This window comes from Kitasatospora sp. NPDC038210 (assembly GCF_055600605.1).
On the sequence record NZ_JBVJYK010000007.1, the window covers coordinates 83,994 to 110,545 of the forward strand.

The following is a 26,552-nucleotide window of genomic DNA, read 5'->3' on the forward strand; positions in this document are numbered from 1 at the left end:
CGCCAGTGGTGCTACCAGAGCACGTCCTACTTTCAGTAGGAAGAGTCCGTGCGACCCGGGCCTGGCGCTCTTGTTCGGATGGGGTCCGGTGCCTTTCAGGGGTGCCGGGCCCCATTCGTGTTTCCCGGGGGTGGGGTTTGTTGGGTGCTTGTTTCCCGGGGTTCCGTATTCGCTCGTCGGGGTGCTAATGTTTCTCCTGTCGCGAGGGAGATGATTCCTCGTCAGGCGTCAGTGGTGCTACCAGAGCACGTCCTACTTTCAGTAGGAAGAGTCCGTGCGACCCGGGCCTGGCGCTCTTGTTCGGATGGGGTCCGGTGCCTTTCAGAGGTGCCGGGCCCCATTCGCGTTTTCCAGGCGGGCCAGTTCCTCGCTGCCGAGGACCAACTCCCCTGCAGCGGCCGAGTCGCGGATCGTCTCGGGGCGGCTGGCGCCGGGGATCGGGATGGTGACCGGGGAGGTGGCCAGCAGCCAGGCGAGGGCGACGCGCTGCGGGCTGGCTCCGCGGTCGGCGGCGACGGCCGCGAATTCCTGGCCGGCCCCGCCGAGTTCGGCGGAGCGGCCGATGCCGCCGAGGGGGCTCCACGGGAGGAAGGCCAGGCCCAGTTCGGTGCACAGGTCCAGCACGGGCTGGTGCTTGCGGACGGCGGGGGAGTACTCGTTCTGGACGGAGACCAGGGCGTCACCGAGGATCTCCCGGGCGAGCCGGACCTGCGCCACGTCGACGTTGGAGATGCCGGCCGCGCGGATCTTGCCCTCCTCGTAGAGCTCCCGGAGGGCGCCGAGCGAGTCGGCGTACGGGACGTTCCGGTCGGGGTGGTGCTGCTGGTAGAGGTCGATCGCCTCGACGCCGAGGCGGCGCAGTGAGCCCTCGCAGGCGCGCTTGAGGTGGGCCGGGTCGCCGTTGACGGTCCAGGTGCCGTCGCCGGGGCGACCGCGGCCGCCCTTGGTGGCGACCATGACCCGGTCGGCGTCCGGGCCGTAGGCGGCGAGGGCCCGGGCGATCAGTTCCTCGTTGTGGCCGTACTCGTCGGCGTGCCAGTGGTACGAGTCGGCGGTGTCGATGAGGGTGACGCCGGCGTCCAGCGCGGCGTGGACGGTGGCGATGGCGCGGGCCTCGTCGGGGCGGTTCTCGACGGAGAGCGGCATCGCGCCGAGGCCGATGGCGCTGGTCCGGACGGTGCCGAGGAGGCGGGTCGTCGTGGTGGTGGTCATGCGGGGAGCTCCTGTCCACGGGTGGCGGCGATCAGGCCGGGCAGCCAGTCGCGGGTGTGTGAGAGGGGGTGGCCGAGCCGGCGGGCCCGGGAGTTGTCCATGCCGTAGTAGCGGTCGAAGGAGAACGGCGAGGCCTGCTGCCCGGGTTCGGGTGCGGCGGTGCGGTACGGGCGGCCGGCGGCGAGTAGGTCGCAGAGGTCGGTGGCGGTCAGTTCGCCGTCCGAGGCGAGGTTGACGGGGCCGGTGAACCGTTCGCCCGCTGCCCAGGCCAGGAAGGCGGCGGCCTCGTCCTCGTGGGTGTAGGAGGAGGGGAGGTTCTCCGGGTGCACCAGTACGGGCAGGCCGGTCTCGATCCGTTCGGTGTAGTGGGCCAGCCGTCCGGTGAAGTCGGCGGTGCCGAGGACGTGTCCGAGCCGGACGGTGACGAACGGGAACGGCGCGCCGCGGGTGAACACGGCCTCCGCCTGGCGCTTGCCCTCGCTGTACGAGGACTCGACGAACTCGGCTTCCTTCCAGGGGAGTTCGAGTCGGACCGGCCATTCGTCAGGGTTGACGGCGGACTCGGCGAGCGGGCGGTCCGCCGGGCGGGGCTCGCCGGTGTCGTAGACCTCGATCGTGGAGGTCATCAGGTAGCGGCCGGTCCGTCCGGCGAAGGCGCGGACGGCGAGTTCGGCCTGTTGCGGGGTGTAGCAGACCTGGTCGATCACCGTGTCGAAGTCCTGCCCGGCGAGTGCGCTGGTCAGCGCCGCCTCGTCCGTACGGTCGGCGACGAGCCGGGTGACACCGGGAGGCGGCGGTGTCGAGCCCCGGTTGAGCACGCTGACCCGGACTCCGGAGTCGCGCAGCCGGGTGACCAACTGCCGTCCGAAGTAGCGGTTTCCCCCGATGACGAGCACGTTTTCCATGCCCACAAGTGTTATGGTGCGGCGCGGTTCGATGAAGGGGTGATCATGGGAGTTCAGGCGCTGCGACCGAAAGACCGACGGCAGTCCGGGGGTTCGGCCGACGATTCGTCGGTGGGCTCCCGGAGCGGCGTCGGCGGGGGTCTGGACGCGGTCGACCTGGGGCTGCTGGAGCTGCTCCAGTCCGACGGGCGGATCACGCTCAGCGAGCTGGGCCGGCGGGTCAACCTCAGCCCGGCCGCGGTCGGCGAGCGGGTGCGCCGGCTGGAGGCGAGCGGCACGATCACCGGCTACGCGGCCCTGGTCGCGCCGGAGCGGCTGGGCTACGGCATCCGCGCCTTCGTCCGGGTCTCGCCGCACGCCCGGATGACGGTGAAGTACCTGCGCAGTCAGGATCTGCTGAGCCGGCCGGAGGTGCTGGAGGTGCACCACGTGATCGGCGAGGACTGCTGGGTGTTCAAGGTCGCCGCCCGGGACACCGCCCACCTGGAGGAGCTGATCGAGGCGATCGCGGTGCTCGGCCGGACGACCACTTCGGTGATCCTCTCGTCGCCGGTGGACCAGCGGGCGCTGCTGCCTTCGGACTGACGGAGCGCCGGAGGGCCCGCGTCAACGCGAGCGAGGGCGTACGTGTGAACGCGAGCGGGGACGTACGCGGGAACGCGCTCCGGAACACACGCGGGAACGCGCGCGAGGACGCGTTCACGATGGCTGCCGGTCGGAGCCCAGCTCGCGCGAGATCCGCAGGCCGACCTGCGCCACGACCGGCCCGAGCGCCCGCACCCGGGCGGCCGTCATCCGGGAGGTGAGCCCGGAGACGGAGAGCGCCGCCGTCACCTCCCCGGTGTGGTCGAAGATCGGCGCGGCGACGCACCGCACCTCGGGCTCGTTCTCCCGGTCGTCGATGGAGTAGCCGCGGGCGCGGATCCGGGCGAGGTCGGCGCGCAGCCGGCTCTCGTCCGAGATGGTCCAGGCGGTCACTGGGCGCAGGCCGGCCGTGACCACCTCGGTGACGGCCTCCTCCGGCAGCCAGGCGAGGATCGCCTTTCCGGTGGCGGTGCAGTAGGCCGGGGCCCGGCTGCCGACCCGGGAGGCCATCCGGACGTTGGTCTCGTCCTCGACCTTGTCCAGGTAGACGATCCCGGGGGCCTGCCAGACCGTCAGGTGGACGGTCTCGCCGGCCTCGCGCTGGAGCCGGCGCAGGTGTTCGGCGGCGACGCTGCGCAGGTCGAGGGTGGTCAGGTAGGCCTGGCCGAGCCGCAGGGAGCCGTGGCCGAGCCGGAACCAGCCGGTCTCGCGGTCGCGGTCGAGCAGGTGCTCGTCCAGCAGCGGACCGGCCAGTCGCAGCACGGTGCTCTTGTTGAGGCCGAGGGCTTCGGCGAGTTGGGCCAGCGGCACGCCGCGCCCGTCGCCGTGGTCGCGGACGTGGCCGAGGACGGCGAGCGCGCGGCGCAGCGAGGAGGACTGGTTGCGTTCGGTCGCGGGCTTCCTGGGTGCCGTCTCCGTCATGGGGTCGTGTCCCTGCTGGTGTGTTCCCTGGTGGGTTCTGCCGTCGCTCCTCCGCCATGCGTCGGCGGTGCCGTCGGCCGTGGTGGTGGTCAGAACGTACCCGTTCGCGGTCGGAACGCCGCATCCTCGACACAACGTTGTGCAGTGCAAAACTTTCGCCGACCCCCTCTTGTTGGCGCCGATCGCCCGCGCCTAACGTCCCTGCCATCGAGCAGGCGACGTCGCCCCACCCGAGCGCTGCGCCCTGCCCCACCCCCACCACTTCACCCACCATCGGCCCCGGTCAGGGCCTGCTTCGACGTGCCCGCCCCGCGGTCAGCGGTCCGCGGCGGCGCACGTCCCGGCGGCAGCTGTCGGGAGGGGAGGTCTCCACCATGCGACTCACCGGACGGACCGCAGTGGCCGCCGTGCTCGCCGCCGGTTGCCTGGCCGCCACCGCCTGCGCGCCGGGCACCGCCTCGTCGGCGGGCGACCGGGCGGGCGACGACCGGACGGGCACGCTGCAGGTCTGGCTGTACAACGAGGCGGGCAACGCGGCCAAGGAGGCCGTGATCGCCAAGGCGGTCGGCGAGTTCCAGTCCTCCCACCAGGGCGTCACCGTGAACGTGAGCTACATCGACACCGACGCCTCGGCCCGCGCCGCCAAGATGAAGGGCGCCTTCAACGACCCCGGCAGCGCCCCCGACCTGGTCGAGTTCGGCAACACCGACCTGCCCGGTTACGTCGCCGCCGGCGGTCTCGCCGAGATCGGCGCCGAGCTGGACCGGTGGAAGGACCGGGGCGACCTCGACCCGGCCATCGCCAGGACCGCCGTGGTGGACGGCAGGGCCTACGGCCTGCCGTGGTGGGTCGGTGTCCGGGCGCTGTACTACCGCACCGACCTGTTCACCGAGGCCGGGCTCACCCCGCCGACCTCCTACGCCGAACTGGTCGCCGCCGCCCGGAAGATCCACGCCGCGCACCCGGACACCTTCGGCATCGCGGTCGGCGGCAAGTACACCTTCGGCGCGTTGCCCTTCGTCTGGGACGCGGGCGGCGACATCGCCGCCAAGGACGGCACCGCCTTCAAGGCGGCCATCGGCTCGCCCGCCTCGCAGGCCGGGATCAAGCGCTACACCGACCTGTTCGGCGCCGACGGCTGCCCCGCGCAGCAGTGCGCGGACCTGACCGGCGGCAAGACCGTCGACCTGTTCGCGGCCGGGAAGTCGGCGATGGCGATCCTGCTCAACTCCAACCGCGGCAAGGTGGACGCGGGCGCGGCCAAGGGGAAGTACGGCGTGGTGCCGCTGCCCGGCGAGAAGGCCGGATCCATCGCCCCCGCCTTCGCCGGCGGCAACAACCTGGGCGTCATGAAGGCGGCCAGGCACCGCACGCTCGCCGTCGAGTTCGCCGAACTGCTGGCGAGTCCGGCCTACCAGGAGCAGATGTACGACGCGATGGGCAACCTGCCGACGCTGACGTCCGTCAGCGGCAGGGTCGCGGCCAAGGACGCGTTCCTGAAGCCGTTCACCGACACCATCGCGGCCGGCACCAGGTTCGTGCCGCTGGACCGGGCGTGGGCGCAGATCGACGCCCAGTCGGTGATCCCGACGCTGCTCCAGCAGGTCGTCACCGGCAAGGCGGACGTGGCCAGGGCCTCCGCCGACGCAGCGGCGCAGATCGACTCGGCCTTCGCCGGGCACTGACAGCCGCGCTGACGGCCGCGCCGGCGGCCGCGCATCGGCAGCCGAGCCGTGGCAGCCGCGTACTGACGGCCACCGCCCTGACAGCCGCGCCTTGACGGTCCCCCTACCGGTTCGTCACAGAGAGCAGGTCCGCACGTGTCCGCATCCACCACGACCGCGCCGCCGGTTCCGCCCTCCCCGCAGCGGCGGCGTGGGAGCAGAGCGTCGGCGGCACCCCCGGGTGGCCGGCGCCGCAGGCCCCCGTTGCTGCTGCTCCTGCCGGCCGCGGTCATCCTGATCCCGCTGGTCGGCTACCCGGTCTACCAGCTCGGGCTGCTGTCCGTCCTGGACTTCGGGCAGCCCCAGGCGTCCGGCGGCGCACCGACCTCCTTCGTCGGCCTCGGCAACTACACGCAGATCCTGGCGGACGACCAGTTCTGGTCGGTGCTGCTGCAGACGGTCGGCTTCGCCGCGTTCTGCGTGCTCGCCACCCTGGCCGTCGGCGCCGCCCTCGCGGTGCTGCTCACCAGGGTCGGCCGGTGGCCGCGGCTGGTGCTGACCACCGCGGCGATGGCCGCCTGGGCGGCGCCGGCGATGACCGGCTCGACGGTGTGGAGCTTCCTGTTCGACACCAACCTGGGCCTGGTCAACCACACCCTGGAACGGATCGGGCTCTCGGGCTTCCACGAGTTCAACTGGTTCTACGACAAGTGGACGGCGTTCCTGGTCGTCGGGGCCGTGGTGGTGTGGCACTCCTTCCCGTTCGTGATGGTCACCCTCTACGCGGGCATCCGCGCCATCCCGGAGGAGGTGCTGGAGGCGGCCGCGCTGGACGGCGCCAACACCTGGACCACCTTCCGCCGGGTCACCGCGCCGATGCTGCGGCCGATCCTGACGATCGTGGTGATCCAGTCGGTGATCTGGGACTTCAAGGTCTTCACCCAGATCTACGTCATGACGGAGGGCGGCGGCATCGCCGGCCAGAACCTGGTGCTCAACGTGTACGCCTACCAGAAGGCGTTCGCCTCCTCGCAGTACGGGCTGGGCGCGGCGATCGGCGTGATCATGCTGCTGATCCTGGTGGTCCCGACGGTCCTCTACATCCGCAGCCTGCGACGGACGGGGAACGAACTGTGAACTCCCTTCGCAACGCCCGCAGCCGGTGGCGGCTCGGCGCTGACGCGGCCGCCGTCCTGCTGGCCGTCGTCACCGCCTTCCCGATCTTCTGGATGGTGCTCTCGGCCTTCAAGCCCAAGGGCGAGGTGCAGTCGCTGGACCCGAGGCCGTGGACCGCCCACCCCACGCTGCAGAGCTTCCGCCAGGTGCTCGGCGTGGACGGCTTCGGCCGGTACTTCGCGAACAGCCTGGTGGTGGCGCTGTCGGTGGTGGTGCTCTCGGCGGTCGTGGTGTTCCTGGCTGCGGTGGCCGTGACCCGCTTCAGGTTCAGGTTCCGCACCACCGTCATGGTGATGTTCCTGATCGCCCAGATGATCCCGGTCGAGGCGCTGACCATCCCGCTGTTCTTCATGTTCCGGGACGCCGGGCGGTTCGTCCCCGGCATCGGGCTGAACACCCTGGCCTCGCTGGTCCTGGTGCAGTTGGCGTTCTCCCTGCCGTTCGGGATCTGGATGATGCGCGGGTTCGTCGCCGCCGTTCCGGTCTCGATCGAGGAGGCCGCGCAGATCGACGGCGCCGGCCGCGCCCGCATCCTGTGGCGGATCCTGCTGCCGCTGGTGGCCCCGGGCCTCGCCGCGACCAGCGTGTTCTCCTTCATCACGGCGTGGAACGACTTCGTCTTCGCCAAGACGTTCATCATCAGCGCCACGCGGAACCAGACGCTGCCGTCGGCGCTGCTGGTCTTCTTCAAGCCGGACGAGAACGACTGGGGCGGCATCATGGCGGCGTCCACGCTGATGACCGTGCCGGTGCTGGTCTTCTTCGTCGCGGTGCAGCGGAGGCTGGTGTCGGGGCTGGCGGGGGCGGTGAAGGACTGATGCGCGGTGAGGGACGGGCGGGCGTGGTGACCTGACCGGCGGGGGTGACGGGCGGCGGGCTCAGCCCTCCCGGTGGACGAACGCGTACGCCTCGCGGGCGAGTCGGGACCAGGACAGCGGGGAAGCCGGGTCGAGGGCGAGCCACTCGCGCATCGGGCGGCCCTTGCCCGCGTCGAAGTTCGTGCCCTCGCCCGCCGCGACCAACTCCTCCACCCGGGGCCGCGGCAGCTTGAGGACCAGGCGGCCGGAGGACAGCATCGCGAAGATGTGACCGTCCGCCTTGAGGGCGTCGGAGCCGAAGCGGCGGCCCGGACCCGGCGTGGTGACACCGGGGAGGCCGGCCGTCTCCCGGACCAGGGCGGCGAAGCGGTGCTCGGGGTCGAGCTGGTCACCGGTCATCTCAGGCCGCCTCCGCGGACTCGTGGGAAGGCACGGAGACCAGGACGAACACCGCGTCGGCGTCGTCCCGGACCAGCGCGGCGCGGCCGTACGGCGTCGGCTCGGGTCCGGTGAGGACGGCTCCGCCGAGGTCGCGCAGCCGGTCGGCCGCGCGGTCGGTGTCGGCGGTGCCGAACTGGGCCAGCCAGCGTGCCCCGGTGGCGGTCGGGTCGGTCAGGTCAGCCGGGTCAGCCGGGTCGGCCGGGTCCGCGCCGGCGGCGGACGGGCCGATGCTGCAGGCCGGGTGGCCGGCGGCCCGGGCGAGGGTGTGGCCCGCCTTCGGCCGGTCGTAGGTGTAGCCGAAGACGCGGCGGTAGAAGGCGCGTGCGGTGTCGGGGTCGGGGGAGAGGTGCTCGTTCCAGGCGAGGGTGCCGGGCTCGTCCACCAGGGCGGCGCCCTCGATGGCGCCCGCCTGCCAGAGGCCGAAGACCGCACCGAGCGGGTCCATGGCCAGTGCGGCCCGGCCCTGGTCGGGCACCTCGTACGGCTCACGGACGATCCGGCCGTCGGCGGCGCGGACGAGCGCGGTGGTGCGGTGCAGGTCGGCGCAGGCGAGGTGGGTGGTCCAGGCGGCGCTCCGGGCCCGGTCAGGGGCCTGTCCGACGGCCGCGACCTGGGCACCGTACCGGGTGGCGACCGACTCGGCGGGGCCGGTCGGGACGAACTCCCAGTCGAACAGCGCGCCGTAGAAGCGCTGCGCGCTCGCGGCGTCCGGCGTCGTCAGGACGACCCAGCACGGGACGCCCTCGCGGTACTTGCCCGCCTTCGGCATGCCGCCCTCCTGGTGCCACCGGTCCCACTGGTCAGCGTCCGCGCCGGGCAGGTGCGCGGCAACCGGAGGCGGACGGCGCCCGCGTCGGGGCGGACGGGCCGGGGGCTCAGGTGGACGGACGGTGGCCGGGCCGACCGGGGGCTCAGGAGACGCCGTGCGGCCGGAACTGGATGCTGATCCGCGGGCCCACCGGGCGGGCGGTCTTGGGGATCGCGTGCTCCCAGGTGCGCTGGCAGGAGCCGCCCATCACCACCAGGTCGCCGTGGCCGAGCGGGCGCCGGACGACCGTCGAGCCGCCGTACCGGGGCCGCAGTGCCAGGACGCGCGGTTCGCCGACGGACAGGATCGCCACCATGGTGTCCTCGCGGGCGCCGCGCCCGATCCGGTCGCCGTGCCAGGCCACGCTGTCCCGGCCGTCCCGGTAGTAGCAGAGCCCGAGGGTGCGGAACGGCTCGCCCAGTTCGTCGGCGTAGTGCCGGCTCAGTGCTGCCCGGGCCTGTCCGAGCACCGGGTGCGGCGGCTCGGCGTCCGCCGGGTACGAGGCCAGCAGGCGGGGGACGTCCACCATCCGCTCGTACATCTCGCGGCGCTCGGCCCGCCAGGGCACGGTTGCGGCCAGCCGTTCGAACAGCTCGTCCGCGCCGTGCAGCCAGCCCGGCAGCACGTCCAGCCAGGCGCCGTCGCCGAGCACCTGCCGCCGCAGGCCGTCGAGCGGGCCGAGGCGGACGCCCTCGCGGTCCGCGTCGTCGAACAGCGAGGGCTGGAGGGGGACGGTGCCGTGCATGGGGTCAGCGTACGCCTTCATTCGAACAAATGCTCGAACAGATGGTTCCGGCGATCGGCTCGGGCCGTCGCTCCGGGTCGTAGCCTGCGGGTATGGCGATCAACGGCTTCGGGGTGACCGAGTTCCAGCTGGTCCTGCTGCGCCGGATGGCGGACTTCCGGCCGGGCTCGGTCGAGGACGCGGTGCGGCGGCTGGGCGCCGACCGGGCCTCGATGCGGGAGGCGAACAAGCGGTGGCAGGCGATGGTCCGGGCGCCCCGGTTCCCGCGCGGCGCAGCCCGCCACGCCGCCGTGCTCGGGCCGGCGGAGGCGAGCGTGCCGCGCCGGATCGGGGACCTCGCGTGCACCGCGCGGCAGTGGATGCTGCCGCTCTGGCCGGAGCTGCGCTTCGAGGTCCTGCTCGGGCCGGCGGAGATCGGCTCACCGGTGCTGAACGAGTGGCTGGTGCGGGCGCCCGGCGTCCCGGCGCCCGAGCTGCGCACGGTGGCCGATCTGGTGCCGTGGGGCTGTGTGGTGGGGGACGTCGGAGCCGCGTTCCTGACGGCCGTACCGCGGGAGGGGAGTGCGCCGACCAGGTTTCGCCTGGACTTCGAGGCTCCGGACGCCGCCGGGCGGGTGGGGGCGTGGACGGCGGACTTCACCTGGGGGCTGCTCCAGGAGGTCCGGCGGGAGGAGGGCGGGCCCGCAGAGTTTGCCGAGCCTTCCGAATGATGCAAGGCGACATTCAGTTAATGCCTTCGATTTGCAGGCAAGCCCGAAAGCATGGCAGCATAATCGCAGACACTGTTGAGGCTTGACATCGGAAAGTGAAGGATCATGTCGGACGGCGCCCGCGTCATCGTCGGAGTCAACGGCTCGCTGCACAGCCTGACCGCCCTGCACCGAGCGGCGGAGGAGGCCCGGATCCGGCAGGCCGTGCTGGTCCCGGTGCTCGCCTGGACGCCGGTCGGCGGCGAGCGCAACTACCGCGCGCGGCCGTGCCCGCCGCTGCTGCGCGCCTGGCAGGACCTCGCCGACGCCCGGATGGGCGCCGTGCTGGAACAGGCCTTCGGCGGGCTCCCGATCGGCGTGCCGGTGCGCCCGCTGGTCGTGCGCGGCGAGGCCGGTGCGGTGCTGACCGAGCTGGCCGACCGCCCGGGCGACCTCCTGGTGATCAGCACCGGCGGGCAGGACGGCCTGCGGGCCCGGCTGCGCCGCATGACGGGGCGCTCGGTCGCCCGCCACTGCCTGGAGCAGGCGCGCTGCGGCGTGCTCGTCGTCCCGCCGTCCACGCTGCACGAGGACCTGCGCGCGCTGCACCGCGGCATCGACCTGCGGGAGCTGGTCGCCGCCTGACGGGTAGTCAGGACATGTGAACCGAAAGGCCGTTGACCACCGTACGGGTCGGCCGCAGGTCGCGCAGCGCCTCCACCGGGCAGTCCAGCGGGTCGAGCGGCCACACCGTGAGGTCGGCGAACGCCCCCGGTCGCAGGCTGCCGCGCACGGCGCTCTCGCCGGTCAGCCGGGCGGCGTTCACGGTGTGCAGCACGACCGCCTCCGACCGGTCGATCGCGTGCTCCGGGCCGACGATCCCGGCCGTGGTGCCCCGGGTCGTCATGCCCCACACCGAGACCATGGCGCCGTACGGGCCGACCGGGAAGTCCGAGCCGCCGGTGAGCAGCGCGCCCTCGTCCAGCCACTCGCGCAGCGGGAAGAGCGCGGCCGTGCGCTCCTCGCCCCAGGCCCGCTGCTGGGTGAGCGCGCCGTCGTGCAGCAGCGGGTGCTGGACGGTCACCGGAATGCCGAGCGCGATCGCCCTGGCCCGCTGGTCGGGGCGGGCCAGGCCGCCGTGCTCGACCACCAGCGTGCCGGGCGGCAGGCCGGGGTGGCGCTTGAGCACCCGCTCGAAGACGTCCAGCAGCACGCGCAGACCGCGGTCGCCCCAGGCGTGCACGCCGGCCCGCCAACCGCGCTCGACCACCCGGTCCACCGCCGCGAGCAGCTCGTCCGGTTCCCAGAGCAGCCGGCCGTGGTAGCAGGGCTGGCCCTGGTACGGCTCCTCCATCGCGCCCGCCTCGAAGCCGCCGTCGATGCCGAACTTGACGCCCCAGAGCCGGAGTCGGTCGTCGTCACGGCCGTCCGCGCGCCAGGCGTCCATCCGCTCCAGCAGCGTGTCGACCTGCTCGGGCGTCCGGGCGGCGAAGCCGGAGACCAGCGCCCGCATCCGGACGGCGAGGGCGCCCTCGGCCCGGGCCGCGTCCAGCACGTCGAGGTCCTCGACCGGGACGAGGCAGTCGCGGACGGTGCCGATCCCGGTGGCGGCGTAGTCCGCGGAGGCCGCGCGCAGGCCGTCGATCCGCTCGGCGAGGGTGGGGCTCGGCAGCACCGGCTCGACCAGCTCGATCGCCCGGTTGATCAGCCGACCGGTGAGCCGGCCCTGCTCGTCGCGCTCGATCACGCCGCCGGGCGGGGCCTCGGTGACCTCGGTGATCCCGGCCAGCCGCAGCGCCGCCGAGTTGAGCACCATGTTGTACGCGCCGCGGCGCACCAGCACCGGGTGCTCGGCGGTGGCGCCGTCCAACTCGCCGGTGGTGGGCATCCGTTGCTCGGCCAGCAGCACCTCCTGCCAGTTCACCGTGGTGTGGATCCACTGCCCGGCGGGGGTGCGGGCGGCGCGCTCGCGGATCAGGTCGAGGAATCCGGCCAGGTCACGGGCCCGGTGCACGGGCACCCCGTGGACGCTCTGGGCGGCCAGGATCAGATGGGTGTGGGTGTCGTCGAAGGCGGGCAGCACGGTCGAGCCCGGGGCGTCCACGACCTCGGTGGCCGGCCCGATCAGGGCGTCCAGGCCGTCGGGGGCGGGGGAGAGCGCGGTGATCCGTCCGTCGGTCACGGCGATCGCGCGCCGCGGCGGCTCGCCGGGGACGAGGGTGTGCACGGCGGCGGCCCGGATCAGCAGGTCGGCGGGGGGCTGGGGGGTCATGACGGCTCCTGGGGGTGGGACAGACCGGTGACCTTCTCGACGTACCGCAGGCTGGGCTCGGCGAGCAGTCCGTGCAACTCGGCGAAGACCGCCCGGGCCGGGACGGCGTTCCAGTCGGCGGGCAGCAGTTGGGCGGGCAGCCCGGGGTCGAGGTAGGGCAGGCGGCGCCACTGGGTGAGCATCGGGACGTAGGCGCGGAACGCCTCGGCCGGGTCGATCCGGGGCTGGTCGCCCGGTTCCGGTGCCCGCGGTGGGCCGTCTGTCTCCGGTGTCGCTGGCGGGCCGTCTGCTCCCGCTGCCCGCGGCGGGTCCGGCTCGCGCAGGTCCTCGGCCACCGGGCGCCAGGCGTCGGTGAAGGCCGCGTACTGCGCCTCGATCGCCGGGAGGTCCCACCAACCCGCCACCGCCGTCCGGAGATCGGCGAAGCCGGCGTACTCGGCGGACAGGAAGAGGTGGACGTAGGCGCCCAGCCCGAGGCGCTCCAGCAGGCGGCGGGCGTCCGGCAGCAGCCGGGCGGGGGCCAGCCAGACGCCGGGGGCGGCGTTGCCGAAGCCGAGCCAGCTCAGCCGGGAGCGCAGTTGGTGGCGGTGGGCGCGCTCGGACTCGGGCACCGAGAAGACCGCCACCACCCACCCGTCGGCGAGCTCGGCGGGCTCCAGGCTGCGGAAGATCCGGCGGTCGCCCTCCTCGAACACCGGCTCCATCGCGGGGGCGAGCCGGTAGCCGGTGCCCGCGCGGCGTTCCTGGTGGAGGGTGCCGGCCTTCTTCAGCCGGGACATCGCCGAGCGGACCGCCGGGCCGTCGACGTCCAGCTCGGCCATCAGCGCGATCAGGTCGGCGATGGATATCCAGCCGCCCAGGCGGCGGACGAACTCGCCGTAGACGGTGTGGATCAGGGAACTCGGCCGGGGCGTGGTCTCCGACATGCGTGGGCGCTCCTCCCCGGCGATCGGCGGTGACCGGGCCACCGGGTGGCGACCCGGTGACCGGTGGTGATCATAGCGTCGGTCCCCGCCGGTTCAGACCTCCGCGTAGGCGCCGGAGAGCAGCTGCCCGGCCCCCGGGGCGAAGGCGGGCAGGCCGAGGGCGCGGAGCAGTTGGTGGGCGGTGCAGATCGCGGCCGACACCACCGGTTTGCCCAGCTGCTGCTCGGCCTCCTCGACGGCGGACAGCGAGGGCATCTGCACGCATGCGGAGAGCACCACGGCGTCCGCCCCGGAGTGTGCGAGGCCGCGGGCGATCGCGGGCAGCCGGGCCGGGTCGTGGGCGGCCACGTCGAGGTTGTCGGCGATCTCCAGGGCGGCGTGGTCGAGCACCTCGATGTCCTCCTCGGCGAGGTAGTCGACCACCGTCCGGGCCAGCGGCCGCAGGTACGGGGTGACCATCGCGACCTTCGCCGCGCCGAGCGTCCGCAGCCCGGCGACCAGGGCCCCTGCGCTGGTGACCACGGGGGCCGGCGCGCCGTTCTCCACGGTGCGCCGGTGCAGTCGCCGTTCGGCCTCGCGGTGGTAGCCGGGGCCGGTGGCCATCACGGCGACGAGGCAGGCGTAGCCGATCACGTCCACCCGGGCGTCCGAGAGCTCGGCGGCGCAGCGGTCGGACTCGCCGTCCATGGCGCGCAGTTGCTCGGGGGTGACCCTGGTCATCCGCATCCGGCTGGAGTGGAAGGTGAACCGTTCGGGGGCGACCGCCTCGCGAGCCCGCAGCAGGGCGGGGACCTCGGTCTCCATGGTGACGTTGGAGCTCGGGACGATCTGGCCGATCCGGTACGTCGACATCGCGGGAAGGGTCCTTTCGGGCGACGGAACCGTGCGGGGGCGCGGGCTCGGTGGACCGGGCTGCGCAGCGGGTGGGCTCAGCGGGCGTCGATCACGGGGTTGGCGAGCGTGCCGATCCGCTCGATGGTCGCCTCGACCAGGTCGCCGGGCTGCAGGAACTGCGGCGGGACCATACCGGCGCCGACGCCCGACGGGGAGCCGGTGGCGATCACGTCGCCCGGTTCCAGGGTGACGCCGGAGGAGATGTCGGCGATCAGCCGGGCGATGCCGAACAGCATGTGGCGGGTGTTGGAGTCCTGCCGCAGCTCGCCGTTGACCCTCAGCGAGAGGTCGAGCCGCTGCGGGTCGGGGATCTCGTCGGCGGTCACCACGACCGGGCCGAAGGGCGCGTAGCTGTCCTGGCCCTTGGAGAAGAACCACTGGCCGGAGCGGCGTTGGTCGCGGGCGCTGACGTCGTTGACGATGCTGTAGCCGAACACGTGCCGCAGGGCGTCCCGTTCGTCGACCTGGAAGGCGGGTGCGCCGATCACCACGGCGAGTTCGCACTCCCAGTCGAGCTGCTTGGTGAGGTTCGCGTTGTGCCGGATCGGCTGGCCGGGCCCGGTGACGGCGGTCGACGGCTTGCCGAACAGCACCGGGCGGTCGGGCAGTTCGCGGTCGGTGTCCAGGGTGCGGTGGGACTCGGCCACGTGCTCCACGTAGTTGAGGCCGACCCCGACGATCTTTCCGGGGCGCAGCGGTGCCCGCAGCGACACCCCGGCGAGCGGCCGGGTGTCCGGCGACCCGGCGACCAGTCGGCGTGCGGTGGCGAGCGCCGGCTCTCCGGCGCGGATCAGCCCGAGGAGGCTGTCCGGCAGTCGTTCCCCGGCGGCGCCGGCGAGGGCGGTGAGGTCGGCGACCCGCTCCCCGGCGAGCAGCGCGCCGAGGCGCGGGGTGTCGTCGCCGTCCGCGAGGTAGGTCAACAGGTGCATGGTGGCGGGTCTCCTGGTCAGGCGGGGGTGGTGGTGGGCTGGTGCCCGTCGTGCTCCGGGTAGGCCTCCTCGCGGTACAGGCCGAGCGAGTGCATCACCGGGAAGTCGTTGAAGGAGAACAGGCAGGCGTCCTCGCCCTGGTCGAGGTTCGCGTGTTCGTGCCAGGCCCAGGACGGGACGACGAAGACGTCCCCCTGCTGCCACGCGAAGCGCTGCCCGGCGATCAGCGAGACGCCGCGCCCCTTGGCGGCCGTGTAGACGACCGAGCCGGTGTGGCGGTGGGCGCGGGTGGCCTGGCCCGGGCGCAGCAGCTGCAGGTGGGCGGCCATGGTCGGCATCACCGAGCCGCCGGTGGCGGGGTTGGTGTACTCCATGATGACGCCGTCGTACGGCGATCCCTCGGCGGCGCGGGCGAGTTGGCACAGTGCGTGGTAGCTGGGCTCCCAGGGCCAGCCGAGCAGCGGCGAGTACGGCCGGGTCCACTTCTCGACGCCGTACGGCAGCAGGTTGCCGCCGTGGCTGAGCAGCGAGGAGTTCACCACCGGGCCGGGGCGCTGGTACAGCTCAGGGTGGACCTCGTAGAAGTTGGCGTCGAGGGTGTTGACCAGCGGGATGTCCAGGCCGTCCTGCCAGATCACCGGGGCGTCGTCGGACTCGTTGCCGTGCTCGTGCCAGGTGTTGTTGGGGGTGATCGCGAAGTCGCGCGGGCCGACCTTGAGCTTCTGGCCGTCCACGATCGTCCAGGCGCCGGTGCCCTCGTGGACGAAGCGCAGTGCGGAGGCCTGGTGGCGGTGCGCGGTCATCGCCTCGCCGGGGCCCATGATCTGCAGGCCGGTGTACAACAGGCCGACGGCGGCGCTCAGTTCGCGGCGGCCGGGGTTCACCAGCATCACCACCCGGCGGCCGGCGTCGTCGGCCTTGACCAACGGGAGCGCCTTGTGGACCAGCGGGCGCAGGTCCGCGTAGCGCCAGAGCGCCGGGACGGACTTCGGCTGTGGGTACCAGGGCTCGATCTCGTTCGCCACCGTCCACAGCGCACCGGCCTCGTGCTTGGCCAACTCCTCGTAGTAGGCTAGGAGTTCCGGGCTGTCCGTGACGCGGGCCCGGCCGATCCGGTCGTCGCTGAGGTCATTGTCGAGGTCATTGCCAAGGGTGGTGCCGAGGTCGTCGCCGTCCTCGCGGCCGTTGCCGCGGGCACGATCGTCCTGACCGGTCATGACTCCTCCTCCTCGGGGAACACCAGGGGCCGCAGCGGTCGGTCGTTCACGTGCAGCCGGAAGACGTCGAAGCGGTTGTAGTGGCCGACGATGTCGTGCATCTGCTTGGGCTGGATGCAGCGGCCGAGGTCGATCTCGGCGTGGACGATGCCCTCCTCGTCGACCAGGGGTTCGGTGACGGCGCGCCCGTCGGGGCCGAAGATCCCGGACAGCGCGCTGCGCGGGCGGGCGAGCTGCTTGCGGACCTGCTGGTCCTCTCCGGCGATCAGGTCCACGATCTCGGGCGAGATGGTGGAGCAGGAGACCACGGTGAACAGCTTGCCCTCGAAGCAGTGCGCCGCGGCGCGCACCGCGATCGCCTCCGCCATGTCGTAGTCCTCGGGGCCGACCGGCAGGGCGATGTAGCTGGCGGCGTGGACGAGTTCGCCCTGGGCCAGCAGGGTGAAGCGGGCCAGGGTGTTGGTGTTCTCGCCGCAGGCGAGCGCGCCGAGCGGGCCGACGGCGGTGCGGTGCACCTTCAGGGTGCTGCCGTCGCCCTGGGTCCAGGTCAGCTTCTCGGCCCAGGTAGGCACCAACTTGCGGTGGACGCTGAGCAGTTCGCCGTCCGAGTCGATGATCAGCAGGGTGTTGTACAGCACGCCGAGGCTGTGCCGGCCGCGCTCGTTGACGCCGATCACCAGCACCACGCCGGCCTGTCGGGCGGCGGCGCGCAGGGTGTCGACGTACGGGCCGGGGACGTCCACGGCGGCGCGGTACAGGCGCTCGTACCAGGGCGAGCCCTGCACCGGGGTCATCGTCCAGTTCCAGTACGGGTAGCCGGCCACGAAGACCTCGGGGAACACCACCAGTTCGGCGCCGCGACCGGCCGCCTCCTGGATCAGTGCGACGGCCTTGTCGACGGTGGCGGCCGGGTCCAGGTAGACGGGGGCGGCCTGGACGGCGGCGGCGGTGAAGCGGGGCAGACGGAGCACGGGTCCTCCTCACTCCTCGGGCGGGGTCGGCCGCCAACGGCGGTGGACGGGGGCGGGCGGCTCGCGCAGCAGGTGCAGCCGCGGAGCGACCCGGTCGGCGCCCGGGCCGGGCGGCTTGCGGCTGCCCGCCCGCCAGGGCTCGGGCCAGCGGGCGCCCGGCCCGGTGTAGCCCTGGTCCGCGGCGGCGTGCAGCGTCCAGAGCGGGTCGTGCAGCTGGGCCCGGCCGACCGCGACCAGGTCGGCCCGCCCGGCCAGCAGGACGGAGTCGGCGTCGTCGGGCCCGGAGATCGCACCGACCGCGATGGTCGGCAGGCCGGTGGCGGAGCGGACCAGCTCGGCGAACGGCGTCTGGTAGCCGCGCCCGTACGGCGGGCGCTGGTGCGCCACGACCTCGCCGGTGGAGACGTCCAACGCGTCCGCCCCGGCCTCGGCCAGCGCGCGGCAGATCGCCGCGGCCTCGGCCTCGGTGGTGCCGCCGGGCGCCCAGTCGCTCGCCGAGATCCGGACCAGCAGCGGCCGGCCGGCCGGCCAGGCGGCGCGCACCGCGTCGAGCACCTCCAGCGGAAGCCGGAGCCGCCCGGCGAGCGGGCCGCCGTAGTGGTCGGTGCGGTGGTTGGTGAGCGGGGACAGGAAGGAGGAGACCAGGTGCCCGTGGCCGAACTGCAGCTCCAGCACGTCGAAACCGGCACGTGCCGCGCGTTCGGCGGCCGCGGCGAAGTCCGCCGTGACGGCGGCCAGGTGGACCTCGTTGGCCTCGTGCGGCACCTGGCTGTCGGCGTCCCAGGGGATCGGCGAGGCGGACAGCAGCGGCCAGCCCCCGGCGAGCGGGCGCCCGATGCCGTCCGGCCCGGGCACGGCGGTGGCGCCCCGCCGGCCGGCGTGGGTCAGCTGGATGCCGAGCGGGGTGTCGCTCACCGCCCGCACGGCCTCGACGAGTTCGCGCCAGGCGGCCTCCTGGCGGTCGCTCCACAGGCCCGGGCAGCGGTCGGTGGCCCGGCCCTCGGGGGCCACCGCGGCCATCCCGGCGAGGACCAGCCCCGCGCCGCCGAGCGCGTGCCCGGTCAGCTGGGCCCGGTCGAAGGCACTGGGCAGCGCGTCCGGGGAGGTGAAGGTCGCGAGCGGCGGGACCACGACGCGGTTGTGCAGCTCCAGCGCGCCGAGCTTCAGCGGCCGGAACATCGGCGGCACCCCGGGCGAGCCGCCGAAGGCGGTGTCCACCGCGTCCACGAAGGCGGGGTCGCGGGCCCGGAGGTTGCCGTAGGTGACCCGGCGGCTGCGGGTGAGCAGGTTGAAGGCGAACCGGTCGACGTCCTGCCCGGTGCGCCGCTCGACGGTCTCGAACCACTCCAGGCTGGCCTGTGCGGCGCGCTGGGTGGATTCCACCACCGGGCGCCGCTCGGCCTCGTAGGCGGCCGACGCCTCGTCCGGGGTGGGCTGTTCGCTGAGTGCGGCGGCCAGGGCGAGGGCGTCCTCCAGGGCCAGCTTGGTGCCCGAGCCGATCGAGAAGTGCGCGGAGTGCGCGGCGTCGCCGAGCAGCACCACGTTGCGGTGGCGCCAGCTCGCGTTCCGCACGGTGGTGAAGCGGATCCAGCGGGAGGCGTTGGGGATCAGCCGGTGGCCGTCGAGGTGGTCGGCGAGCAGCTCCGCGCAGCGCCGCACGCTCCGCTCGTCGCTCTCGCCGCGCGCGAACTCCCGTGCGGCGAGGGCCTCGAAACCGGCGCGGCGCCAGGCGTCCTCGGCGATCTCGACGATGAAGGTGGAGCGGGTGGCGCTGTACGGGTAGGCGTGCACCTGCAGCACGCCGAAGTCGTGGCGCTCGACGATGAAGGTGAAGGCCTCGAACACCTTGTCGGTGGCGAGCCAGATGTAGCGGCAGTGCCGTTCGTCGAGTTCGGGGCGGAAGGCCTGCGGGTACGCCGCCCGGGTGCCGGAGTGGATGCCGTCGGCCGCCACCACCAGGTCGTACTCGGCCGCGAGTTCTTCGACGGGCGGTGCCGGCGTGCGGTAGCGGACGTCCACCGCCAGCTCGGCGCAGCGCTGCTGCAGGACGGCGCGCAGCCGGTTGCGGTCCAGGGCGGCGAAGCCGTGCCCGCCGCTGGTGCGGACCTCGCCGGCGTAGCGGATGTCGATGTCGCTCCAGCGGGCGAACTCGGCGCTGATCGCGGCGAACACCCGCGGGTCGGCCCGGGCGATGCCGTCCAGGGTCTCGTCGGAGAAGACCACGCCGAAGCCGAACTCGTCCTCCCGGCCGTCCCGTTCGAAGACGGTGATCTCCCGGTCGGGCGCCAGCTGCTTGGCCAGGGCGGCGAAGTACAGCCCGCCGGGCCCGGCGCCGATCACCGCGATGCGGCGGGCGCCGGCGGGCGCCGGGTGCGGGGTGCCGCTCATGCGACCACCTCCGGCTGCTGCGGACCGGCCTCGGTCAGCGCCCGGCGCACCGGCGCGGGCCACGGCTCGGCGCCCCGGGTGTGCGGTGCGGCGTGCACCACCGACATCCGCCCGCTCGCGGCCAGGCCCTGCGGGCCGTGCACCTCGAAGGCGTAGTGCAGCGAGGAGCCGCCGACCCGGACGACCCGCAGTTCGGTGCGCACCACGTCCCCGAACCAGAGCCGCTCGCGGTAGTCGGCCTCGAAGTGCACCCGGGGGATCCGTCCGAACAGTTCCGCCAGGCCGAGGCGGCGCAGCAGCGCGGCCTCCGCCGCCTCGGCCCAGCGCTGCACGGCGGAGAAGTGGTAGTGCCCGGCCGCGTCGGTGTCGGACCACTCGACCCGGCGCTCGATGGCGACGCTGGCCGGGGTGCGCGAGGCCCGCCGCCGCAGTTCGGCGCGGTGCAGCTTTCCGGTCGCGGTGCGCGGCAGCTCGGTGACGAATTCGACCGTGCGCGGGTACTTGTAGGGGGCGATGGTGCGCTTGACGTGCTCCTGGAGGTCGCGCACCGTGTCCGGCCCGGCCGGGACACCCGGGCGCAGCACCACGTACGCCGTGACGACGCTGCCGCGCCGCTCGTCCGGTGTGCCGACCACCGCGCAGTCGGCCACGTCGGGGTGGGTGGCGAGCGCCTGTTCGACCTCGGGGCCGGCGATGTTGTAGCCGGCCGAGACGATCATGTCGTCGTTGCGGGCCTGGTACCAGAAGTAGCCGTCCCGGTCGCGGACGTAGGTGTCGCCGGTGAGGTTCCAGCCGTCCCGGACGTAGCTCAGCTGGCGCTCGTCGTCCAGGTAGCGGCAGCCGGTCGGGCCCTTGACGGCGAGCAGCCCGGGTTCGCCGTCCGGCACCGGGCGGCCCTGGTCGTCCAGTACGGCGGCGCGGTAGCCGGGGACGGGCAGGCCGGTGGAACCGGGGCGGACGGCGTCGTCGGCGGCCGAGATGAACACGTGCAGCAGCTCGGTGGCGCCGATGCCGTCGATCAGCCGCTGCCCGGTGGCCGCGTGGAAGGCCTGCCAGACGGCGGCGGGCAGTGGTTCGCCCGCCGAGACGCAGCGCCGCACCCCGGCCAGCCGGTCGGCCAGCCCGGCGGCCAGGATCGCCCGGTAGGCGGTCGGCGCGGTGAACAGCACGCTGACCCGGTGCTGCCGGACCTGTTCGGCCAGCTGCTCGGGCGTGGCCTGCTCCAGCAGCAGGCTGGCGGCGCCGGCCCGCAGCGGGAAGACCAGCAGGCCGCCGAGGCCGAAGGTGAAGCCGAGCGGCGGGGTGCCGGCGAAGAGGTCGTCGGGGGTGGGGCGCAGCAGGTGGCGGGAGAAGGTGTCGGCGTTGGCGAGCACGTCGCGGTGGAAGTGCAGGGTGGCCTTGGGGCGGCCGGTGGTGCCGGAGGTGAAGGCGATCAGGGCGACGTCGTCGGCGGCGGTCGGGACGGCGGTGAAGCCGGGCGGTTTGGCGGCGCAGCGGGCGGTGAGGTCCTGCGGATCGCTGCCGCCGTAGGCGAGGATCCGCAGGCCCGGGGTCCGTGCCTGCCGCAGTTCGGCCAGGAACCGGTGGTCGCAGAGGGCGAGCACGGGTTTGGCGATGCCGGTGAGCTCGGTGAGCTCGGTGGCGCGCAGCAGCGGCATGGTGGTGACGACCACCCCGCCGGCCTTCAGCACACCGAGCCAACAGGCCGCGAGCCAGGGGGTGTTGGGGCCGCGCAGCAGCACCCGGTTGCCGGTGGCGAGGCCGAGGTCCTCGGTCAGCAGGCGGGCGATCCGGTCGGCGCGGTCGCGCAGTTCGCCGTAGGACCACTGCTCGGTGGGGGTGAGCAGGCAGCGGCGTTCGGGTCCGAGGCGGTCGATGGTGTCGTCGAGCAGGGCGGTGGCGCAGTTCAGGCGGTCGGGGTAGGCCAACTCCGGTAGTTCGAAGAGGAGTTCGGGCCACTGCTCGAAGGGTGGGAGGTGGTCTCGGCAGTATGTGTCCACGTGCGCTGAGGGGGAGAGCTCCATGGGCGGGCACCTCGTCGTGCGAGCGGGAGTGAGGCCAGTATGGCGCGTTGGTGACGCCAGTCAAGAGAGCGATACATGCATTCGGGCGACGGCCCGCTCCACCCCGGTCCCGGCGGCGGTGCGGGCCCCGGGCGCAGGGGCGGGCCCCGGGCGGACGGCCGAGTGGGCCCCGGGGCGGACGGGCGGGTGCGCCCCGGGTGCGGGGAGGGGTGGGCGTGGACGCACCGAGGGGTGGGGCCGGCCCCACTTCTGCGCTGACCAGCGCCGCGGCGGGCTCCGCTTGGTGCAGAGTGGGGGCATCGAACGGAGGTCGAGGAGCGGGGATGATCGGACAACTGGCTTCGTGGGGGGTGCGCGCCGGAGTGGGCTTCGCCCGGGCGTGCGCGGTGGCGGTCGTCACCCTGCTGATCCCGGCGGTGTGGGCCGCCGCCGTGGCGCTGGGCATCGGGTGGGGCCCGGCGAACCCGTGGTCGTGGCTGCTGCCGGTGGTGCTGGTGTGCACCGGCTCGCCGGCCCTGGCCCGGCCCGTCTGCCGGGCCGTGCGCTTCCTGGTCCAGCGGTGGACCGGCACGGTCGTCCCCGCCGGGTACCGGGAGCCCGGGCCGGTCACCCGGATGTCCACCGGCTACTGGTGGAACGGCCACTCCTACGAGCGCAGCCGCCGGGACGCCGTGCTGGACCAGTCGTGGCGGACCTGGTGGGGCGACCCGGCCACCCGGCGCGACCTGCGGTTCACCGGGATCGCGCCGTTCACGGCGGGCCTGGCGGCAGCCGTCCCGCCGGCCGCCGCGGCCACGGCGGTCCTCGGACTGGTCCGGCCGGAGCCGGTCGCCAGGCTGGTCGGGGCGCTCGCCGCAGTCGCGGCCGTGGCCTGCGCCCCGTACGCCTGGCGGCTGGTCGAGCCGGTCGCGGTCCGCTTCCTCGGCCCCTCCGCCGCGATGCTGCTGGCCGAGCGGGTCGACGAACTGACGTCCCAGCGGGCGGACGTGACGGTCGCCCAGGCCGCCGAGATCCGCCGGATCGAACGCGACCTGCACGACGGTGCGCAGGCCGGCCTGGTCGCGCTCGGGCTCTCGCTGGCCACCGCCGAGAAGCTGATGGAGACGAACCCGGAGCGGGCCAGGGCGCTGATGCGGTCGGCCCGGGCCGGCGCGGCGAGCTCGCTGGCCGAACTGCGGGACCTGGTGCGGGGGATCAACCCGCCGGTGCTGACCGAGCGCGGCCTGGTGGACGCCGTCCACGCGCTCGCCCTGAACAGCCCGCTGGAGGTGACCGTCAGCGCGGAGCGGCGGTTCCGGCTGGAGCCGCCGATCGAGTCCGCCGTGTACTTCGGGGTCGCCGAACTGCTCACCAACGCCACCAAGCACGCCCGGGCGACGGCCGTGCGGATCGCCGTCGCCCACAGCGAGACCGGCATCGTCGTGGACGTCGAGGACGACGGCCGCGGCGGCGTGGTGGTGCGCGAGGACGGCGGACTCGCGGGCCTGCGCCGCCGGCTCGCGGTGTTCGACGGCACCCTGGAGATCACCAGCCCCGAGGGCGGGCCGACCCGTGCGACGATGATGGTGCCATGCGAATCGTCGTAGCCGAGGACCTCTACCTGCTCCGGGACGGCATGGTCCACCTGCTGGAGGCCTACGGGCACCAGGTGGTCGCCACGGCCGCCACCGGACCCGAGACCCTGGACGCCCTGCTGACCCACCGTCCGGACGCCGCCGTCGTCGACGTCCGGATGCCGCCGACCCAGTCGGACGAGGGCCTGCAGGCGGCCCTCGCCGCCCGCCGCGAGGTGCCCGGGCTGCCGGTGCTGATCCTCTCCCAGCACGTGGAGCAGCTGTACGCCCGCGAGTTGCTGGCCGACGGCGCGGGCGGCATCGGCTACTTCCTCAAGGAGAGCGTGTTCGACGGCGAGCAGTTCGTCGACGCCCTGGAGCGGGTGGCCGGGGGCGGGACGGCGATGGACCCGGCGGTGATCGCGGCGCTGGTCTCCTCCGCCCCCTCGAACCGGCGGCTCGACCGGCTCACCGCGCGCGAGTCGGAGGTGCTCGCCCTGATGGCCGAAGGGCTGTCCAACCAGGCCATCGCGCAACGGCTGTTCCTCAGCGACAGCGCGATCGGCAAGTACACCACCTCGATGTTCGGCAAGCTCGGCCTCACCGACGACGAGAACGGAAACCGCCGGGTGCTCGCGGTCCTCGCCTACCTCAACAAGCCCTGACCGTCAGTCGGTCGTGTCCCGGGCGACGGCGTCCGGGGTGCGGCCGTCCTGGGCCTGCCGTGCGCGGTCGGCGAGCAGCCGGGCGAACACGGTGAGCACGGGTGCGGTGGCCGCGGCGCCGATCCCGGTGTCGTGCACGAGGAGCACCACGCTGCCGACCCGGACCAGCGCCACCGCGGACGAGGAGCCGCGGGTTCGGGTCGCGCTCTGGTCGCCGATCCGGGGGAGGTCCACCGCCCCCGAGGCCTCGCCGGCCGTGCGGTCGAGCGTGGTGTCGAAGGCCCGGGCGGCCGTCTCGGGGGAGTCGAAGGTGACGACGCTGAGCTCCACGCTCTGGACGGCTGCGGCGAAGGTCACGGTGGCGTAGGCGAGTTGCCGGTCGCAGGAGTCCGGCAGCAGGCACGGCACGTCGCCGCCCGTCCCCGTCCCCGATCGCGGCCCGCTGCGCACCTGCCAGCCGCCGGGCACCTCCCGCGCGTCCGGCAGCACGCCCTGCACCAGCGCCGGGTCGCGCAACGGCTGCGCGGCGTGCGCCAGACCGGGCCCGCCCGGCTTCAGCAGCGGGCGCGAACCCAGGTGGATCCCGATCGCGACCAGGGCGGCGATCAGGACCACCACGAGCGCCAGCACGATCCCGGTGTTGCTGCGCCGCGCGGCGAGGGCCGCGGCCCGGGCGTCCACCGGATCGACCCGCAGCTGGACGGTGGTCGGGCCGGCCGGCGGTGGCGCGGCGCCGGTCCGCAGCTGCACGGTGGTCGGGCTCGCCGGGGGCGGCGTGGGGCCGGTCCGCAGCTGCACGGTGCCGGGTTCGTTCCGAAGCTGGACGGTCGGCGGATCGGCGGGCCGCCCCAGCCCGGTCGTCGCCAGGTACTGCGCGAACGCCTCGTCGGAGGCGAGCAGATGGGCGACCGCGGCGGTCAGCTGCGTGCGCGCCGGCCCGTCCTTCGGGTCCGCCTCGGCCGCGTCCAGTGCCCGCGCACCTTCCGGCACCAGCCGCAGCCGCGCCCGCACCACGTCCGCCACCGCCCGGTGCGGCCCGTCGACCAGCAGCGCCTCCACGACGCCGGGTACCATCGCGCGGCCGTCCCCCATGGCAACTCCCCTTGCCGGACCAGTCGTTGCTTCCACGATCCCGGACCGGCCGGTACTTCGTACCCCCGCCGAGACGGAACGGAGACGCAACTGCAACCACTCCCGGACGTACCCGGTACGGGAGGGGAAGGCGGGGTTGCGGGCCGATCGGGCGTCCGCAGGACCGGAACCGCGTTCGAGGCGCCCGGGGAGCCCCCACCGGCCGCGCTCCGGCTGCCGGTTCCTCCCGGGCTCGGGCTGCCGGTTCCTCCCGGCTACGGGCACCGGTTGCTCCCGCTCTCCTCGGTGCCGGTCGACCAGGCCTCCCCGGCCAGCGCGGAGATGACCTCCGGCGGCAGCGCCGGGTTGCCCGCCGCGGCCTCGGCGGTGCGCCGGTCCGCGGAGGCGAGGCCGCGGGCCAGCGCCTCCGGGCCGGCGTGGGGGTGCGCCGCGATGGCGCGCAGGGCCTTGGCGGGCACCGGCTCGGTGGTGGCGATGCGGTCGAGCAGTGCGGTCGGGGCGTCCGGGTTGGCGGCCACCGCGGTGGCGATCTTGGTGCCGAACCGGTCGAGCAGCGCGGTGAGTTGCCCGGTCGTGAGGCCGGGGTGCGGGGCGACCGACGTCGCCACCGCGGCGTCCGCGTCGGCGGCGAGCGCGTCCCGTACGGGGGCGGGCAGGTCGCGGTGCCGGGCGACGAGCATCCGCACCCGGGGCTCCGCCGATCCGGCCAGCCGGGAGAGTTCGGCCGGCTCCGCGCCGGCGATCCGGGGCAGCAGGGCCGCCCCGATCCGGACCGCGACGGCCAGGCGTTCGAGCAGGTCGAGCGGGACGGCCGGGTGGTGCGCGAGCCGGCGTCGCACGTCGTACCCGTCGTCCTCGGCGAGCCGGTGCATCAGCGCCAGGTCGACCCCGGGGTTCTCGGCGAGGTTGCCCCGGACCCAGGGGGTGGGGTCCTCCGCGAGCCGGTGGTAGGTCCCGGCGGGCAGTCCGGGGTGCTCGGAGAGCTGCTGCCGGACCAGCAGGTGGTCGTCGACGTGCCGGGCCGCCGCCGCGCCCGGGGTCGCGGGGTTGCCCGCCGCCTGGCGGCGGACCCGGACCTCGTCGGCCAGCAGCGCCGTCAGCAGCTCCGGCGGCGCGGCCCGGTTCGCCGCGACCCACCGCCGCACCTCGGTCTCAGGGTGTCCGGCGAGCCGGGCCAGCAGGTCCGTCCGGCCGGTGTGCAGGCCGAGTTCGCCCACCACGTCGGTGTCCTCGTCCTCCGCGAGGAGGTCGGCGGCCTCGTCCGGCAGCCCCGGGCACGCCCCGAGCCGCATCCGGACGTACGGGTCCGGGTGCCGGGCCAGCGCCGTTGCCCAGGCCGGATCCCCGCGTCCCTCGTCCAGCAGGGCGAGCGCGACGAGGGGCCGGGCGACCGGGTCGACGTCCTCCGCGCGCAGCAGACCACCCCAGGCGAGCCGGGCGGCGGTCTCCCGGTCGCGTGCGGCGAGCCGCCGGACCTGCTCCGGCCCGAGGTCCGGCCGGCCCGCGAGGGCCAGGGCCAGCTCCTCGTCGGCGTCGGCTGCGTCGATCAGCGGGCCGAGGAGGCCGCTCGGCAACGCGGGGTTGAGGGCGACGGCGTACAGGAGCTCCGGCATCCGGGCATTGTGCCCGCCCACCGGCCGGGCCCGCCGCCGATTAC

Annotated in this window: 24 protein-coding genes and 1 pseudogene; 8 read left to right on the forward strand and 17 right to left on the reverse strand. The window is 74.1% G+C overall.

Going from position 1 to position 26,552, the window contains the following annotated elements; translation table 11 throughout:
* Window positions 1-321 precede the first annotated feature (321 nt).
* Complete coding sequence (locus ACZ7KX_RS16590; RefSeq protein ID WP_470327031.1) at window positions 322-1,212, reverse strand: aldo/keto reductase; 891 nt, start codon at window positions 1,210-1,212, stop codon at window positions 322-324.
* A complete protein-coding gene (locus tag ACZ7KX_RS16595; protein ID WP_470327032.1) occupies window positions 1,209-2,117 on the reverse strand; it encodes an NAD-dependent epimerase/dehydratase family protein in 909 nt (302 codons plus the stop codon). The genes ACZ7KX_RS16590 and ACZ7KX_RS16595 overlap by 4 nt, the downstream gene beginning before the upstream one ends.
* Before the next feature lie 45 nt (window positions 2,118-2,162).
* Between ACZ7KX_RS16595 and ACZ7KX_RS16600 the strand changes: the two genes are divergently transcribed.
* Window positions 2,163-2,702 carry an Lrp/AsnC family transcriptional regulator gene (locus tag ACZ7KX_RS16600; protein ID WP_470327033.1) on the forward strand — a complete coding sequence of 180 codons (540 nt, stop codon included), beginning with the start codon at window positions 2,163-2,165 and terminating at the stop codon, window positions 2,700-2,702.
* 114 nt (window positions 2,703-2,816) lie between these two features.
* Here the strand turns inward: ACZ7KX_RS16600 and ACZ7KX_RS16605 are convergent, their stop codons facing one another.
* On the reverse strand, window positions 2,817-3,623 hold the full coding sequence (locus tag ACZ7KX_RS16605; RefSeq protein WP_470327034.1) for an IclR family transcriptional regulator: 807 nt from the start codon (window positions 3,621-3,623) through the stop codon (window positions 2,817-2,819).
* A 374-nt stretch (window positions 3,624-3,997) separates the two neighbouring features.
* Here ACZ7KX_RS16605 and ACZ7KX_RS16610 point away from each other — a divergent pair, with 374 nt between their 5' ends.
* The 3 genes from ACZ7KX_RS16610 to ACZ7KX_RS16620 all read left to right on the forward strand — a co-directional run bounded on the left by ACZ7KX_RS16610 (window position 3,998) and on the right by ACZ7KX_RS16620 (window position 7,281).
* Window positions 3,998-5,308, forward strand: coding sequence for an extracellular solute-binding protein (locus ACZ7KX_RS16610; protein ID WP_470327035.1), 1,311 nt, complete (start codon window positions 3,998-4,000; stop codon window positions 5,306-5,308).
* A gap of 135 nt (window positions 5,309-5,443) precedes the next feature.
* Window positions 5,444-6,424: a carbohydrate ABC transporter permease gene (locus tag ACZ7KX_RS16615; protein WP_470327036.1), complete on the forward strand. Its 981-nt coding sequence runs from the start codon at window positions 5,444-5,446 to the stop codon at window positions 6,422-6,424.
* Window positions 6,421-7,281: a carbohydrate ABC transporter permease gene (locus ACZ7KX_RS16620; protein ID WP_470327037.1), complete on the forward strand. Its 861-nt coding sequence runs from the start codon at window positions 6,421-6,423 to the stop codon at window positions 7,279-7,281. Before ACZ7KX_RS16615 ends, ACZ7KX_RS16620 begins: the two co-directional genes overlap by 4 nt.
* A gap of 60 nt (window positions 7,282-7,341) precedes the next feature.
* Here ACZ7KX_RS16620 and ACZ7KX_RS16625 read toward each other — a convergent pair whose 3' ends face one another.
* From ACZ7KX_RS16625 to ACZ7KX_RS16635, 3 genes are all read right to left on the reverse strand, one after another.
* Window positions 7,342-7,680 carry a hypothetical protein gene (locus ACZ7KX_RS16625; protein WP_470327038.1) on the reverse strand — a complete coding sequence of 113 codons (339 nt, stop codon included), beginning with the start codon at window positions 7,678-7,680 and terminating at the stop codon, window positions 7,342-7,344.
* 1 nt (window position 7,681) lies between these two features.
* Window positions 7,682-8,491: a VOC family protein gene (locus ACZ7KX_RS16630; protein WP_470327039.1), complete on the reverse strand. Its 810-nt coding sequence runs from the start codon at window positions 8,489-8,491 to the stop codon at window positions 7,682-7,684.
* Between the two features lie 142 nt (window positions 8,492-8,633).
* A complete protein-coding gene (locus tag ACZ7KX_RS16635; RefSeq protein WP_470327040.1) occupies window positions 8,634-9,275 on the reverse strand; it encodes an alpha-ketoglutarate-dependent dioxygenase AlkB in 642 nt (213 codons plus the stop codon).
* Between the two features lie 92 nt (window positions 9,276-9,367).
* On the opposite strand from ACZ7KX_RS16635, the gene ACZ7KX_RS16640 reads away from it, so the two are divergent.
* Entirely contained in the window at window positions 9,368-9,985 is a 618-nt protein-coding gene (locus tag ACZ7KX_RS16640; protein WP_470327041.1) for a hypothetical protein, read from the forward strand.
* 105 nt (window positions 9,986-10,090) lie between these two features.
* Complete coding sequence (locus ACZ7KX_RS16645) at window positions 10,091-10,609, forward strand: universal stress protein (protein WP_470327042.1); 519 nt, start codon at window positions 10,091-10,093, stop codon at window positions 10,607-10,609.
* Between the two features lie 7 nt (window positions 10,610-10,616).
* On the opposite strand, the gene ACZ7KX_RS16650 is transcribed toward ACZ7KX_RS16645, so the two are convergent.
* From ACZ7KX_RS16650 to ACZ7KX_RS16690, 9 genes and pseudogenes are all read right to left on the reverse strand, one after another.
* On the reverse strand, window positions 10,617-12,236 hold the full coding sequence (locus ACZ7KX_RS16650) for an amidohydrolase (protein ID WP_470327043.1): 1,620 nt from the start codon (window positions 12,234-12,236) through the stop codon (window positions 10,617-10,619).
* Window positions 12,233-13,162, reverse strand: coding sequence for a PaaX family transcriptional regulator (locus tag ACZ7KX_RS16655; protein WP_470327044.1), 930 nt, complete (start codon window positions 13,160-13,162; stop codon window positions 12,233-12,235). Before ACZ7KX_RS16655 ends, ACZ7KX_RS16650 begins: the two co-directional genes overlap by 4 nt.
* Window positions 13,163-13,255: 93 nt before the next feature.
* Complete coding sequence (locus tag ACZ7KX_RS16660; protein ID WP_470327045.1) at window positions 13,256-14,014, reverse strand: maleate cis-trans isomerase family protein; 759 nt, start codon at window positions 14,012-14,014, stop codon at window positions 13,256-13,258.
* Window positions 14,015-14,091: 77 nt separating this feature from the next.
* Window positions 14,092-14,985: a fumarylacetoacetate hydrolase family protein gene (locus ACZ7KX_RS16665; protein WP_470327046.1), complete on the reverse strand. Its 894-nt coding sequence runs from the start codon at window positions 14,983-14,985 to the stop codon at window positions 14,092-14,094.
* A 17-nt stretch (window positions 14,986-15,002) separates the two neighbouring features.
* Complete coding sequence (locus ACZ7KX_RS16670) at window positions 15,003-16,202, reverse strand: cupin domain-containing protein (RefSeq protein ID WP_470327047.1); 1,200 nt, start codon at window positions 16,200-16,202, stop codon at window positions 15,003-15,005.
* Window positions 16,199-17,173 (reverse strand): carbon-nitrogen hydrolase family protein, encoded by a 975-nt coding sequence (locus ACZ7KX_RS16675; RefSeq protein WP_350524739.1) that lies wholly within the window; start codon window positions 17,171-17,173, stop codon window positions 16,199-16,201. The genes ACZ7KX_RS16670 and ACZ7KX_RS16675 overlap by 4 nt, the downstream gene beginning before the upstream one ends.
* Before the next feature lie 9 nt (window positions 17,174-17,182).
* Entirely contained in the window at window positions 17,183-19,561 is a 2,379-nt protein-coding gene (locus ACZ7KX_RS16680; RefSeq protein ID WP_470327048.1) for an oxidoreductase, read from the reverse strand.
* Entirely contained in the window at window positions 19,558-19,893 is a 336-nt protein-coding gene (locus tag ACZ7KX_RS16685) for an acyl-CoA thioesterase (protein ID WP_470327261.1), read from the reverse strand. The genes ACZ7KX_RS16680 and ACZ7KX_RS16685 overlap by 4 nt, the downstream gene beginning before the upstream one ends.
* 87 nt (window positions 19,894-19,980) lie before the next feature.
* Window positions 19,981-21,585 (reverse strand): annotated as a pseudogene (locus ACZ7KX_RS16690) (AMP-binding protein); the annotation flags it as partial.
* A gap of 323 nt (window positions 21,586-21,908) precedes the next feature.
* Here ACZ7KX_RS16690 and ACZ7KX_RS16695 point away from each other — a divergent pair.
* Window positions 21,909-23,171, forward strand: coding sequence for a sensor histidine kinase (locus ACZ7KX_RS16695; RefSeq protein ID WP_470327049.1), 1,263 nt, complete (start codon window positions 21,909-21,911; stop codon window positions 23,169-23,171).
* Window positions 23,156-23,803: a response regulator transcription factor gene (locus ACZ7KX_RS16700; protein WP_350524736.1), complete on the forward strand. Its 648-nt coding sequence runs from the start codon at window positions 23,156-23,158 to the stop codon at window positions 23,801-23,803. The genes ACZ7KX_RS16695 and ACZ7KX_RS16700 overlap by 16 nt, the downstream gene beginning before the upstream one ends.
* Before the next feature lie 3 nt (window positions 23,804-23,806).
* On the opposite strand, the gene ACZ7KX_RS16705 is transcribed toward ACZ7KX_RS16700, so the two are convergent.
* A complete protein-coding gene (locus ACZ7KX_RS16705) occupies window positions 23,807-24,895 on the reverse strand; it encodes a hypothetical protein (RefSeq protein WP_470327050.1) in 1,089 nt (362 codons plus the stop codon).
* Between the two features lie 254 nt (window positions 24,896-25,149).
* A complete protein-coding gene (locus ACZ7KX_RS16710; protein ID WP_470327051.1) occupies window positions 25,150-26,508 on the reverse strand; it encodes a hypothetical protein in 1,359 nt (452 codons plus the stop codon).
* Between the last annotated feature and the right edge of the window lie 44 nt (window positions 26,509-26,552).

Bases quoted from the DNA above. Each gene is read 5' to 3' on its own strand.
- ACZ7KX_RS16655 (WP_470327044.1), bottom strand. From the start codon at position 13,162: ATGTCGGAGACCACGCCCCGGCCGAGTTCCCTGATCCACACCGTCTAC.
- ACZ7KX_RS16635 (WP_470327040.1), bottom strand. From the start codon at position 9,275: ATGCACGGCACCGTCCCCCTCCAGCCCTCGCTGTTCGACGACGCGGAC.
- ACZ7KX_RS16590 (WP_470327031.1), bottom strand. From the start codon at position 1,212: ATGACCACCACCACGACGACCCGCCTCCTCGGCACCGTCCGGACCAGC.
- ACZ7KX_RS16650 (WP_470327043.1), bottom strand. From the start codon at position 12,236: ATGACCCCCCAGCCCCCCGCCGACCTGCTGATCCGGGCCGCCGCCGTG.
- ACZ7KX_RS16610 (WP_470327035.1), top strand. From the start codon at position 3,998: ATGCGACTCACCGGACGGACCGCAGTGGCCGCCGTGCTCGCCGCCGGT.
- ACZ7KX_RS16645 (WP_470327042.1), top strand. From the start codon at position 10,091: ATGTCGGACGGCGCCCGCGTCATCGTCGGAGTCAACGGCTCGCTGCAC.
- ACZ7KX_RS16640 (WP_470327041.1), top strand. From the start codon at position 9,368: ATGGCGATCAACGGCTTCGGGGTGACCGAGTTCCAGCTGGTCCTGCTG.
- ACZ7KX_RS16670 (WP_470327047.1), bottom strand. From the start codon at position 16,202: ATGACCGGTCAGGACGATCGTGCCCGCGGCAACGGCCGCGAGGACGGC.
- ACZ7KX_RS16630 (WP_470327039.1), bottom strand. From the start codon at position 8,491: ATGCCGAAGGCGGGCAAGTACCGCGAGGGCGTCCCGTGCTGGGTCGTC.
- ACZ7KX_RS16665 (WP_470327046.1), bottom strand. From the start codon at position 14,985: ATGCACCTGTTGACCTACCTCGCGGACGGCGACGACACCCCGCGCCTC.
- ACZ7KX_RS16680 (WP_470327048.1), bottom strand. From the start codon at position 19,561: ATGAGCGGCACCCCGCACCCGGCGCCCGCCGGCGCCCGCCGCATCGCG.
- ACZ7KX_RS16700 (WP_350524736.1), top strand. From the start codon at position 23,156: ATGCGAATCGTCGTAGCCGAGGACCTCTACCTGCTCCGGGACGGCATG.
- ACZ7KX_RS16705 (WP_470327050.1), bottom strand. From the start codon at position 24,895: ATGGGGGACGGCCGCGCGATGGTACCCGGCGTCGTGGAGGCGCTGCTG.
- ACZ7KX_RS16595 (WP_470327032.1), bottom strand. From the start codon at position 2,117: ATGGAAAACGTGCTCGTCATCGGGGGAAACCGCTACTTCGGACGGCAG.
- ACZ7KX_RS16625 (WP_470327038.1), bottom strand. From the start codon at position 7,680: ATGACCGGTGACCAGCTCGACCCCGAGCACCGCTTCGCCGCCCTGGTC.
- ACZ7KX_RS16600 (WP_470327033.1), top strand. From the start codon at position 2,163: ATGGGAGTTCAGGCGCTGCGACCGAAAGACCGACGGCAGTCCGGGGGT.
- ACZ7KX_RS16695 (WP_470327049.1), top strand. From the start codon at position 21,909: ATGATCGGACAACTGGCTTCGTGGGGGGTGCGCGCCGGAGTGGGCTTC.
- ACZ7KX_RS16710 (WP_470327051.1), bottom strand. From the start codon at position 26,508: ATGCCGGAGCTCCTGTACGCCGTCGCCCTCAACCCCGCGTTGCCGAGC.
- ACZ7KX_RS16605 (WP_470327034.1), bottom strand. From the start codon at position 3,623: ATGACGGAGACGGCACCCAGGAAGCCCGCGACCGAACGCAACCAGTCC.
- ACZ7KX_RS16660 (WP_470327045.1), bottom strand. From the start codon at position 14,014: ATGTCGACGTACCGGATCGGCCAGATCGTCCCGAGCTCCAACGTCACC.